At 66.7% G+C, this 11,837-nt stretch carries 9 protein-coding genes; 8 read left to right on the top strand and 1 reads right to left on the bottom strand.

Going from position 1 to position 11,837, the window contains the following annotated elements:
- Positions 1–13 precede the first annotated feature (13 nt).
- The 3 genes from G3T14_RS12815 to G3T14_RS12805 all read left to right on the top strand — a co-directional run bounded on the left by G3T14_RS12815 (position 14) and on the right by G3T14_RS12805 (position 2,880).
- A complete protein-coding gene (locus tag G3T14_RS12815; RefSeq protein ID WP_204262838.1) occupies positions 14–1,174 on the top strand; it encodes a YihY/virulence factor BrkB family protein in 1,161 nt (386 codons plus the stop codon).
- A 67-nt stretch (positions 1,175–1,241) separates the two neighbouring features.
- On the top strand, positions 1,242–1,661 hold the full coding sequence (gene msrB, locus G3T14_RS12810; protein ID WP_163642938.1) for a peptide-methionine (R)-S-oxide reductase MsrB: 420 nt from the start codon (positions 1,242–1,244) through the stop codon (positions 1,659–1,661).
- A 331-nt stretch (positions 1,662–1,992) separates the two neighbouring features.
- On the top strand, positions 1,993–2,880 hold the full coding sequence (locus G3T14_RS12805; RefSeq protein WP_163642937.1) for a hypothetical protein: 888 nt from the start codon (positions 1,993–1,995) through the stop codon (positions 2,878–2,880).
- A 22-nt stretch (positions 2,881–2,902) separates the two neighbouring features.
- On the opposite strand, the gene G3T14_RS12800 is transcribed toward G3T14_RS12805, so the two are convergent.
- Positions 2,903–3,367: a L,D-transpeptidase gene (locus G3T14_RS12800; protein WP_246733309.1), complete on the bottom strand. Its 465-nt coding sequence runs from the start codon at positions 3,365–3,367 to the stop codon at positions 2,903–2,905.
- Positions 3,368–3,588: 221 nt separating this feature from the next.
- Here G3T14_RS12800 and G3T14_RS12795 point away from each other — a divergent pair, with 221 nt between their 5' ends.
- The 5 genes from G3T14_RS12795 to metH all read left to right on the top strand — a co-directional run bounded on the left by G3T14_RS12795 (position 3,589) and on the right by metH (position 11,796).
- Entirely contained in the window at positions 3,589–4,989 is a 1,401-nt protein-coding gene (locus G3T14_RS12795; protein WP_163642935.1) for a dicarboxylate/amino acid:cation symporter, read from the top strand.
- A gap of 8 nt (positions 4,990–4,997) precedes the next feature.
- Entirely contained in the window at positions 4,998–5,912 is a 915-nt protein-coding gene (locus G3T14_RS12790; RefSeq protein WP_163642934.1) for an ROK family protein, read from the top strand.
- Between the two features lie 53 nt (positions 5,913–5,965).
- Positions 5,966–6,973 carry a metalloregulator ArsR/SmtB family transcription factor gene (locus tag G3T14_RS12785; protein WP_163642933.1) on the top strand — a complete coding sequence of 336 codons (1,008 nt, stop codon included), beginning with the start codon at positions 5,966–5,968 and terminating at the stop codon, positions 6,971–6,973.
- 68 nt (positions 6,974–7,041) lie between these two features.
- On the top strand, positions 7,042–7,959 hold the full coding sequence (gene metF, locus G3T14_RS12780) for a methylenetetrahydrofolate reductase [NAD(P)H] (RefSeq protein WP_163642932.1): 918 nt from the start codon (positions 7,042–7,044) through the stop codon (positions 7,957–7,959).
- Between the two features lie 84 nt (positions 7,960–8,043).
- Positions 8,044–11,796, top strand: coding sequence for a methionine synthase (metH, locus tag G3T14_RS12775; RefSeq protein WP_163642931.1), 3,753 nt, complete (start codon positions 8,044–8,046; stop codon positions 11,794–11,796).
- The last annotated feature ends 41 nt before the right edge of the window (positions 11,797–11,837 follow it).

Genomic DNA, 11,837 nt, shown 5'->3' with positions numbered 1-11,837 from the left:
CGGTCCCCGAACGATGTCCTCTTCCCCCGACCAGGCCCCCGATCCGAGCGGGCCGGCAACGCTGCTGTGGACCCTCGCGATGGGGGCCGCCCTGGCGGCTTTGGCCGTAGGCGGTCCGCTGCGGCGTGCCGGTGCGGCGAATGCTCCGGCCGCCGACCGGGACCCCGCACCGACGCGCACACAAGGGGCTCGCTCGTATAGCGGGGTCGCAGCCGACCGGATCGCCGCCAAGGAGGTCGCGCGCGGGCGCCATGCCGGAAGCCCGACCCAGATCACGGCCTCCGGCTGGAAGGACATCCTCGTTCGAGTCTACCTCGAGTTCAACAAGGACCGGGTGCTCTCGGTCGCCGCCGGCGTGACGTTCTACAGCCTGCTCTCGCTGTTCCCGGCCATCGGCGCCCTTGTGTCGTGCTACGGCCTCGTTGCCGATGCCGGTGCGATCAACGTCCATCTGGCGAGCCTGCACGGCGTGCTGCCCGCGGGCGCCATCGATATTATCGGCGATCAGGTCAAGCGGATCGTCGCCAAGGGCAATGGCAGCCTCGGGCTGACCTTCTTCACCAGCCTCCTGCTCTCCCTGTGGAGTGCCAATGCCGCCATGAAGGCGATGTTCGACGCGTTGAACGTCGTCTACGAGGAGGAGGAGAAGCGCTCGTTCCTGATGCTCAACCTGCGGTCCCTCACCTTCACCATCGGCGCGCTCGGGTTCACCATCCTGGCGCTGACCGGGATCGTCGTCCTGCCGGTGGTGTTCACCTTCGTCGGGTTCGGCGACACCGCTTGGCTCATCGCGTCGCTGCGCTGGCCAGCCCTGCTCATCGTGTTGCTGGGCGGCCTTTCGCTGCTCTATCGCTACGGACCGAGCCGGGAGCGCCCGCGCTGGCGCTGGGTCGGTGTCGGCGGTGCCGTGGCGGGCCTGCTCTGGCTCGTCGCCTCGATCCTGTTCTCGTGGTATGTTGCAAGCTTCGGCAACTACAACGAGACCTACGGCTCGCTCGGCGCCGTGATCGGCTTCATGACCTGGATCTGGATCTCGACGACGATCGTGTTGCTCGGCGGCGAGATCAACGCCGAAATGGAGCACCAGACCGCCCGCGACACCACCACGGGGCCGGATACGCCGATGGGCACGCGTGCGGCGCGGATGGCCGACACCGTCGGGGCGGCGGCGTGACGACGGATCGTCTCGCGAAAATCCGTCGTCGCCCTACATGAGCCGACGAATGGATCAGGAGCAGACGATGACGGACACCCCTCCGGGCGCGACCGACGCGAAGGATACCCGCACCGAAGCCGAATGGCGTGAGATTCTCACCCCCGAGCAGTATCGGGTCCTGCGGGAGCACGGCACCGAGCGTGCCGGGACCAGCTGCCTCAACGCCGAGAAGCGTCCCGGTACCTTCTTCTGCGCCGGCTGCGGCACGCCGTTGTTCCTCAACGGTACCAAGTTCGAATCCGGCACCGGTTGGCCGAGCTTCTTCGATCCGCTCGAGGGCGCGGTGGAGACGCAGGCAGACCGCAGCCACGCGATGGTGCGCACCGAGGCGCACTGCGCCCATTGCAAAGGCCATCTCGGCCACGTCTTCAACGACGGCCCGGCCCCGACAGGCCTACGTTACTGCATGAACGGCACATCGCTCCGGTTCGAACCAAAGGATTGATTCCGCCATCGGCCGATCGTGCCCTGGGCGTTGCGTTCTTGCATGTTCGATGGGGATGATCGGCCGTTCATCGACGCCGGATGCCGACGATGGACTTGATTTAGTCGCCATTTTGCTTAGTCAAAAGGGGCGTTTTATTGGCGGAACCGACGCATCGGCGGAACGCTGCATCGGTTTCGTTGCGACATGCACGCGCTCCGGCATGACAATGCCTCGCGCGGCGTGCCACCTCGCCGGCCGGCCCTTGTTTATCACGGGGTGTCGGCCCTGACTTTTCTCGGTCTGATCGGTATCCCGCCCGGGGGACGAACGGACCCGCGGAGAATGTAGAATGAGCGTCGTTCGTCGGTTTCTCGTGGCCTCCTCTCTCGTTCGCCTGATCCGCAAGGAGCGCGGCGGTGCGCGGATCACCGAGGGCTATTTCGCCCCGCAATCCGGTCGCGTCTCCTACGTGCGGGTCGACGGCCAGAACTGTCACCTCGTCCTCGTCTCCACGACGCCCGACGGCGCGTCCAGCGAGGAGCGCACCGACGTTCCGCGCGCGCACGGCGATGCGTTGCTCGATGTGTGTTCGGGCAAGGCGGCCTACGACCGGACGGCGATCGCCCTCGGCGGTGGCCGCGAAGCCGTGGTCGACCGCTACGTCACCCCCGGTACCCTCGATCTCGTCAGCGTCACCTTCGACGGTGTGGACGAGGCCGGCGCGTTTCAGGTCCCGGCCTGGTTCGCCGCCGAGGTCACCACCGATCCGGCCTATGATCGGCATGCGGTGGCCCTCCAGGGCGTGCCCCAGCCGGGCGAGATCGGCGTCAGCAATGCCGGCGTCGAGGCGGTCCTCGACCTCGTGGAGCCGCGCTTCGGCTTCGGCCGCTACGGCACTGCGCCGAAGGCGACCGAGAATGACGGGATGATGAAGGCCCTGCGCCGTGTCGCCGGTACCCCCGCCACAGCAACGGCTGCGGTTCCGATGGCCGCGTCACCCGAGCCCGTTTACGAGGAGCCGGTCCATGCGCAGGAGGCTCTCCTTCCGGAACCCCCGGCCGAGGCGCCCCACACGCACGAGACTGCCCAGCCGGTCGACTCGCGCATCGACGACGTGATCGAGAGCCTTTCGCAGGCGCTCGGCAACCCTCCGCCCCAGGCCGATGCCCGCGAGGAGGGCGTCGCTGCCGAATTCGAGCGCTGGACCGTCCGTCCCCGCCGCACGCAACAGACCTGAGGCGGGTCCAGCGGGCGGGGCTTCAGGGTCTGATCGAGATCTGCGCCCCGCCATAGCTGCTCGCCAGGGCAAAGAGCTCGCGCGCGTGGCCGGGGCTCAAGCGGATGCAGCCGTGGCTGGCCCGGCGCCCGAGATGCTGCACGGCACCGGTGCCGTGGATGGCATAACCGCCCCGGAAGAACAGCGCGTACGGCATCGGCGAGCCGTGATACTTGTGCGAATACCACATCCGCTCCATCCGGCCGACGCGATACCGCCCGTTGGGTGTGACGTATCCGGTTCGCGCGGTGGAGACCGGCCAGTCATAGGCCAGCGCCCCTTCGACATAGACACGCATCCGTTGTGAGGATTGGTCGACGCGGGCGAGAACGCCGGCATCCACCGGACCGGCGATCATTCCGACCGCGAGGATGAAACACGCCGCCGCGAGGGGGCGGCGCAACGCGTGTTGTGGTGAGGCGGATGTCGGCGGGAGGAGGGCGGACAATGCGGTGCGTCCCGATGTCGAAGACGACGGGTGTCGCCAGTCCGCAGGGTGCATCGGGTCCACCGCCAGCAAAAGCTGGCTATCCGGGTGCTCCACACGAATTCGGCGAAAGAATGTAATTCCGGCGATGGATGTCCGATTGAGCCGTGGCATCAATTTCGATAGCGTCCCTTTCAAGAAACTTTTGATAGGCGTGCGTTCAGCGCGTTGGGGAGGGGAATATGGCTCAAGCGACGCTTCATGGGACGGCGGCAGACGCGCGTCCGCCGCGCGAGCCCTGGTACAAAGTGCTGTACATCCAGGTGCTGATCGCCATCGCGCTCGGCGTCCTCCTTGGATACCTCCATCCGGAATGGGGCAAGTCGGTCAAATGGCTGGGCGACGCCTTCATCGCCCTGATCAAGATGATGATTGCGCCGATCATCTTCTGCACCATCGTGCACGGTATCGCGTCGATCGGCGACCTGAAGAAGGTCGGTCGTGTCGGCTTGAAAGCGCTGGTCTACTTCGAGGTGGTCTCCACCCTCGCGCTCCTCATCGGCATCCTCGTCGGCGAAGTCGTGAAGCCGGGTGCGGGCTTCAATGCCGACGTGACCAAACTCGACGGTAAGGCGGTCGAGAAATACGCCAAGCTCGCGGCCGACGATTCCGTGACCGGCCACATCATGGGGTTGATCCCCAAGAGCTTCTTCGATGCCTTCGCCACCGGCGATCTGCTTCAGGTGCTCCTGATCTCGATCCTCACCGGCGTCGTCGTCACCGGCATGGGTCAGCGCGGCGAGGCCATCACCCACGCCATCGACACGGCGGGGCAGATCTTCTTCCGCATCATCGGCCTCATCGTGAAGCTGGCGCCCATCGGCGCCTTCGGCGCCATGGCCTTCACCATCGGCCAGTACGGCATCGGCAAGGTGATCGATCTCGCCTGGCTCGTCGGCACCTTCTACGTCACGGCGTTCCTGTTCGTCGTGGTGGTGCTCGGCGGTATCGCCCGTGTCGCCGGCTTCTCGATCTTCCGCTTCCTGGCCTTCATCAAGGACGAACTGCTCATCGTGCTCGGCACCTCGTCGTCCGAGACGGTGCTGCCGCACATGATGACCAAGATGCGTCGCCTCGGCGCCTCGGATTCCGTGGTCGGCCTCGTCATCCCCACCGGCTATTCGTTCAACCTCGACGGCACCAACATCTACATGACCCTGGCGACCCTGTTCCTCGCCCAGGCCGTGGGCGCGGACCTGTCGATCGCCCAGTACGCCACTATCATCCTCGTGGCGATGCTGACCTCGAAGGGCGCGTCCGGCGTCACCGGGGCGGGATTCATCACCCTGGCGGCGACCTTGAGCGCGATCCCCAATAACCCGGTGCCGGTGGCCGCGATGACGCTGATCCTCGGCGTCGACAAGTTCATGTCGGAGTGCCGGGCGATCACCAACCTCATCGGTAACGGTGTCGCCACCGTCGTGGTCAGCCGCTGGGAAGGCGAACTCGATCTCGAGAAGCTGCGTCAGGTGATGGAGAATCCCGTCTCCATCGGCACCGACATCTCCGATCACTCGCCGAACATGGACCCGGTCGCCAAGCCGTCGTCCGTGGCGGCGCCGATCCCTGTCGCTGCGCGCTAGAGCTGACCTTGCGCATCGGAATCGACCTTGGCGGCACCAAGATCGCCGGGATCGTCATCGATGAGAACGGGGCGTCGCGAGCCGAAGGCCGGATCGCGACGCCCCGCGATGATTATGACGGCACCCTGGGGGCGATTGCCGGCCTCGTCGCTGATCTCGAGGCGCGTGCCGGCCGGGGCTTCTCGGATCAGCAGGCCAGCGTCGGGATCGGGATGCCCGGTGCGATCGCGCCGGCGACGCGCCTCGTCAAGAACGCCAATTCGATCTGGCTCAATGGTCGTCCCTTCGCCGTTGACCTGGAGCGGGTTCTCGGCCGCCCGGTGCGCATCGAGAACGACGCCAATTGCCTCGCCGTTTCCGAGGCGGTGGACGGCGCCGGGGCGGGGGCGCATTTGGTTTGGGCGGTGATCCTCGGCACCGGCGTCGGGTCGGGCATCGCCATCGACGGCCGCGCCCTGTCCGGGCGGTCGCGGATCGCCGGCGAATGGGGCCATAATCCGCTACCCAACCCGCGCGACGACGAGCGGCCGGGGCCTGCCTGCTATTGCGGACGGACTGGCTGTATCGAGACCTGGCTGTCTGGGCCCGGCCTTGGCGCCGATCATGCCCGACGTCACGGCGGCTCGCTCGCTGCCGAAGCCGTGGTATCGGCCATGCGAGCCGGCGATCCGGCGGCCCTTAAAACGCTCGCGCGCTACGTCGACCGGCTCGGCCGCAGCCTCGCCCACGTGGTCAATCTGATCGACCCGGATGCGATCGTCATCGGTGGCGGCCTGTCGCGCATTCCCGAGGTGATGGAAGCGCTCCCGATGGCGACGGCGCCCCATGTCTTCACCGACGCTTTTGACACGCCGATCCGCCCGAGCCTGCATGGCGACGCCTCCGGCGTTCGCGGCGCGGCCTGGTTGTGGAACGACGGTTAGGCCAGGCGCGAACGCCCTTGCCATCGTGGCGATTTGCACATAAACATATCTTTATGTCTCCTGATGGCGCCTCCTCAGTCCGTCTGGTGCCGTTTGCGGACGCCCTCTCGGTGTTGCGCGCGGCGGCAGAAGAAACGCGTCTGCGCATCCTGGCTCTGCTGGCGGAAGGCGAGCTCTCCGTCTCCGACCTCACCGACATCCTCGGCCAATCGCAGCCGCGCATCTCACGCCACCTCAAGCTTCTGGTGGAGGCCGGGCTGGTGGAGCGTCACCGGGAGGGGGCCTGGGCCTTCTTCCGGCTCGTGGACGGCCGCACCGGCCTGATCGATCCGCTCGTCGCCGGGCTCGACGCGTTGCGGCCGCCGCTCTCCGAGGATCGTGCCCGGCGCGATGCCGTGCTGGGCCAGCGGGCGGAGGCGGCGCAGGCCTTCTTCGCGCGTCTCGCGCCGAAATGGGACCGCCTGCGCTCGCTGCATGTGGCCGAGGCCATCGTCGAGGCCGCGGTGCTCGACGTGCTTGGACCGCACCCGATCCACAATCTCATCGACCTCGGCACCGGGACGGGACGGATGCTCGGCCTTCTCGCCGGGCACGCGAACCGCGCCACCGGGCTCGATTCCAACCATGCGATGCTGTCGGTCGCCCGCGCCAATCTCGAGCGGCTCGGCCTGTCGCGGGTGGATTTGCGCCAGGGCGACATCCATGCGCCGCCCTTCGGCCGGGCGAGTTTCGATCTCGTCCTCGTGCACCAGGTGCTGCACTATCTCGACGATCCGGCCCGTGCGCTGCGCGAGGCGGCCCGCCTCGTGGCGCCGGGCGGGCGCCTGCTGGTGGTGGATTTCGCGCCGCACGATCTGGAATTCCTGCGCGAGACCCAGGCCCACCGGCGCCTCGGCTTCGCGCCGGAGCAGGTGAGTGGCTGGCTCACCGATTGCGGCCTCGCCACCGTGACGACGCGCAATCTCGCGCCGGCGGATGGCGATGCGGACCATCCGCTCACCGTCACCCTCTGGCTCGGCACCGACGCCGCCGAAGCCGACCTGGAACGGGCCGTGGCCTGAAACCGGATCCGCTCAACTTTCACGCAATGCCCGACCGTCTGAACCGACCGACATTGAGGACGCCCCCGATGCCCACCGCCTCTCAACACCGCGCCAGCCGGGACGGCTACCAGCCGATCCGCGTCTCCATCGAGTTCTTTCCGCCCAAGAGCGACGAGATGGAGAAGATCCTCTGGTCGTCCATCGAGCGTCTGGCTCCGCTGCAGCCGAAATTCGTTTCGGTAACCTACGGCGCCGGCGGGTCCACCCGCGAGCGCACCCACAACACCGTGGCGCGGATGATCAAGGATACGAGCCTCAAGCCCGCCGCCCATCTGACCTGCGTCGACGCCACCCGCGAGGAGATCGACGCGGTGGTCCAGTCCTACTGGGATGCCGGAGTGCGCCACATCGTGGCCCTGCGCGGTGATCCCCAGGACGGCGTCGGCACCGCCTACCGGCCGCATCCGGGCGGCTACGCCCAGACCGCGGATCTGGTGGCCGGGATCAAGCGGATCGGCGACTTCAAGGTGTCGGTCTCGGCCTATCCCGAGAAGCACCCCGAGGCTGCCTCGCTCGATGCAGATATCGACGCCCTGAAGGCCAAGGTCGATGCGGGCGCCGACCAGGCGATCACGCAGTTCTTCTTCGAGAACGACGTCTACCTGCGCTACGTCGACAAGGTCCGCGCCGCCGGTATCGACATCCCGATCATCCCGGGCATCCTCCCGGTCCAGAACTTCAAGCAATCGGCCAACTTCGCGCGGCGCACGGGCGCTTCGGTTCCCTATTGGCTCGCCGCCCGCTTCGAGGGGCTCGACGACGACGTCGATACCCGCCGTCTCATCGCGGCGGCGGTGGCGGCCGAGCAGGTGCTCGATCTCGTCGATCGCGGGGTCAGCGACTTCCATTTCTACTCGATGAACCGGTCCGATCTCGTCTACGCCATCTGCCACCTGCTCGGTCTGCGTTCGCAGGCCCCGAAGGCTGCGGCCAAGGCCGCTTGAGCTTCGTCCGTCGAGACTTCCGCTACGCTCCGGCACCTCGGTACGAGGTGAATCGATGGGACCCCGCGTCTCCAGGGATATGACATGACAGACCTCCGCCCCGTCGACGGTAAAGAGATCGAAGCCGCCCTGCGCGCCCGCGCGCAGGAGAAGATTCTCGTCCTCGATGGGGCGATGGGCACCGTGATCCAGCGCCTCGGCTATGGCGAGGCGGATTTTCGCGGCACCCGGTTCGTGGATCATTCGCATGACCAGAAGGGCAACAACGACCTTCTGATCCTGACCCAGCCCGATGCGATCCGGCAGATACACCTCGACTACTTCCTCGCCGGCGCCGACATGTGCGAGACCAACACGTTCTCCGGCACCACCATCGCCCAGGCCGATTACGGCATGGAATCGATCGTCCACGAGCTGAATTCGGAAGGCGCGCGCCTCGCCCGCGAAGCCGCCAAGCTCGCCGAGGAGCAGGATGGCCGCCGCCGCTTCGTCGCCGGCGCCATCGGCCCGACCAACCGCACGCTGTCGATCTCGCCGGACGTCAACAACCCGGGCTACCGGGCGGTGACCTTCGATCAGGTCCGGCAAGCCTATATCGAGCAGGTGCACGGCCTCATCGAAGGCGGCGCCGAACTGATCCTGATCGAAACGATCTTCGACACCCTCAACGCCAAGGCGGCAGTGGCGGCCGCCTGGGCGGTGTTCGAGGAGACCGGCATCACCCTGCCGATCATGATCTCGGGCACGATCACCGATCTGTCGGGCCGCACCCTGTCGGGCCAGACGCCGGAAGCCTTCTGGAACGCCCTGCGCCATTCCGCGCCGCTCACCATCGGCCTCAACTGTGCCCTCGGCGCCAAGGAGATGCGCGGCCATATCAGCGAGCTTTCGCGGATCAGCGATACCCTGGTCTGTGCTTACCCGAATGCCGGCCTGCCCAACGAGTTCGGCCTCTACGACGAGAGCCCGGAAGCCATGGGCAAGCTCGTCGGCGAGTTCGCGGCCGGCGGCATCGTCAACATGGTTGGCGGCTGCTGCGGCACCACGCCGGACCATATCCGCGCCATCGCCGAGGCCGTGGCCGACAAGGCTCCGCGAAAGATCCCCGAGATCGCTCCGCTGATGCGCCTGTCGGGCCTCGAGCCGTTCACGCTCACGAAGGAGATTCCCTTCGTCAACGTCGGCGAGCGCACCAACGTCACGGGTTCGGCCAAGTTCAGAAAGCTCATCACCGCCGGCGACTACGCGGCGGCGCTCGACGTCGCCCGCGATCAGGTGGCGGCCGGCGCCAGCATCATCGATATCAACATGGACGAGGGCCTGCTCGATTCCGAGAAGGCCATGGTCGAGTTCCTCAACCTCGTCGCCGCCGAGCCCGACATCGCCCGCGTGCCGGTGATGATCGATTCCTCGAAGTTCAATGTCATCGAGGCCGGCCTCAAGTGCGTCCAGGGCAAGGCGATCGTGAACTCGATCTCCATGAAGGAGGGCGTCGAGAAGTTCATCCACGACGCCAAGATCTGCCGGTCCTACGGCGCGGCGATCGTGGTGATGGCCTTCGACGAGCAGGGCCAGGCCGACACGCTGGAGCGCAAGGTCGAGATCTGCACCAAGGCCTACAAGGTCCTCACCGAGGAGATCGGCTTCCCGCCCGAAGACATTATCTTCGATCCCAACGTGTTCGCGGTGGCCACCGGCATCGAGGAGCATAACGGCTACGGCGTCGCCTTCATCGAGGCCACCCGGATCATCCGCGAGACGTTGCCCCACGCCCATATCTCGGGCGGCATCTCGAACCTCAGCTTCGCCTTCCGCGGCAACGAGCCGGTGCGCGAGGCGATGCACGCGGTGTTCCTCTACCACGCGATCCAGGTCGGCATGGATATGGGCATCGTGAATGCGGGCCAGCTCGCGCTCTACAACGAGCTCCCGGCCGAACTCCGCGAACTCTGCGAGGACGTGGTCCTCAACCGCCGCGACGATTCCACCGACCGGCTGCTCGATGCGGCCGCGCGCTTCAAGTCCGGTGGCGGCGTCCAGGCCAAGACCGCCGACCTGTCCTGGCGCGAGGCCTCGGTGGAGAAGCGCCTGGAGCACGCGCTGGTCAACGGCATCACCGAATACGTGGTGGCCGATACCGAAGAGGCGCGGTTGCAATCCGTGCGGCCGCTCCATGTCATCGAAGGCCCGCTGATGGCCGGCATGAACGTGGTCGGCGATCTGTTCGGCTCGGGAAAGATGTTCCTGCCGCAAGTGGTGAAGTCCGCCCGCGTGATGAAGCAGGCGGTCGCCCATCTCGAGCCGTTCATGGAGGCCGAAAAGCTCGCCAATGGCGGCGACGGCAAGCGCCAGGCCGCCGGCAAGATCCTGATGGCGACCGTGAAGGGCGATGTCCACGACATCGGCAAGAACATCGTCGGCGTCGTGCTCGCCTGCAACAACTACGAGATCATCGATCTCGGCGTGATGGTGCCGGCCGCCAAGATCCTCGATGTCGCCCGCAAGGAAAACGTCGACATCATCGGCCTGTCCGGCCTCATCACCCCGTCGCTGGACGAGATGGTGCACGTCGCCGCCGAGATGGAGCGCGAGGGCTTCGACGTGCCGCTGCTGATCGGCGGCGCCACCACCAGCCGCGTCCATACGGCGGTGAAGATCCACCCCTCCTATGCGCGCGGGCAGACCGTCTACGTCACCGATGCGAGCCGGGCGGTGGGCGTGGTGTCGAGCCTGCTCTCGAAGGAGACGCGGGATACGACCATCGAGAAGGTGCGCGCCGAGTACAAGAAGGTCGCCGACGCCCATGCGCGCTCGGAACTCGACAAGCAGCGCCTGCCACTGGCCAAGGCCCGCGCCAACCCGTTCAAGATCGACTGGTCGGGCTACGCGCCGACCAAGCCCACCTTCACGGGCGCGCGCGTCTTCGCGTCCTACGAGGTCGCCGACCTCGTGCCCTATATCGACTGGACGCCGTTCCTGCAGACCTACGAGTTCAAGGGCCGCTACCCGGCGATCTTCGAGGACCCCAACCAGGGTCCGGCCGCCAAGGCCCTGTTCGACGATGCGCAGGAGATGCTGAAGCAGATCGTCGACGAGCGCTGGTTCAACCCGAAGGCGATCATCGGCTTCTGGCCGGCCAACAGCGTCGGCGACGATATCGCCCTCTATACCGGCGAGAGTCGCGCGGAGAAGCTCGCCACCTTCCACGGCCTGCGTCAGCAACTGTCGAAGCGCGACGGGCGCGCCAATACCTGCCTGTCCGACTTCGTGGCGCCGAAAGAGTCCGGCGTCGCCGACTATATCGGCGGCTTCGTCGTCACGGCGGGGCTCGAGGAAGTGCGCATCGCCGAGCGTTTCGAGCGGGCCAACGACGATTACCGCTCGATCCTGGTCAAGGCGCTGGCCGATCGCATCGCCGAGGCCCTGGCCGAGCGGATGCACGAGCGCGTGCGCAAGGAGTTCTGGGGCTACGGCGCCGACGAGACCTTCGCGCCGGAAGATCTGACGCGCGAGGAATATGCCGGCATCCGCCCCGCCCCCGGCTACCCGTCGCAGCCCGACCATACCGAGAAGGTGACGCTGTTCGACCTCCTCAAGGCCGAGCCGCGCATCGGGGTCAAGCTCACCGAAAGCTACGCCATGTGGCCGGGCTCCTCGGTCTCGGGCCTCTACATCGCCCACCCGGAGTCGCATTACTTCGGCGTGGCCAAGGTCGAGCGCGACCAGGTCGAGGATTACGCCGTGCGCAAGGGCATGGATCTGGTGCAGGTCGAACGCTGGCTCGGCCCGATCCTCAACTACGATCCGGCCCGCTACCTCGCGGCGGCGGCTGAGTAGTCGCTCCGACTGCTACGGTCTTGCGTCGATCAGGGTGCCTC

The sequence above is a fragment of the Methylobacterium sp. BTF04 genome, from assembly GCF_010692745.1.
Classification (GTDB): Bacteria; Pseudomonadota; Alphaproteobacteria; order Rhizobiales; family Beijerinckiaceae; genus Methylobacterium.
Note: the sequence above shows the minus strand (reverse complement) of the source record. Positions and strands in the feature narration are given on the sequence as shown.

Bases quoted from the DNA above. Each gene is read 5' to 3' on its own strand.
- G3T14_RS12805 (WP_163642937.1), top strand. From the start codon at position 1,993: ATGAGCGTCGTTCGTCGGTTTCTCGTGGCCTCCTCTCTCGTTCGCCTG.
- metH (WP_163642931.1), top strand. From the start codon at position 8,044: ATGACAGACCTCCGCCCCGTCGACGGTAAAGAGATCGAAGCCGCCCTG.
- metF (WP_163642932.1), top strand. From the start codon at position 7,042: ATGCCCACCGCCTCTCAACACCGCGCCAGCCGGGACGGCTACCAGCCG.
- msrB (WP_163642938.1), top strand. From the start codon at position 1,242: ATGACGGACACCCCTCCGGGCGCGACCGACGCGAAGGATACCCGCACC.
- G3T14_RS12785 (WP_163642933.1), top strand. From the start codon at position 5,966: ATGTCTCCTGATGGCGCCTCCTCAGTCCGTCTGGTGCCGTTTGCGGAC.
- G3T14_RS12815 (WP_204262838.1), top strand. From the start codon at position 14: ATGTCCTCTTCCCCCGACCAGGCCCCCGATCCGAGCGGGCCGGCAACG.
- G3T14_RS12795 (WP_163642935.1), top strand. From the start codon at position 3,589: ATGGCTCAAGCGACGCTTCATGGGACGGCGGCAGACGCGCGTCCGCCG.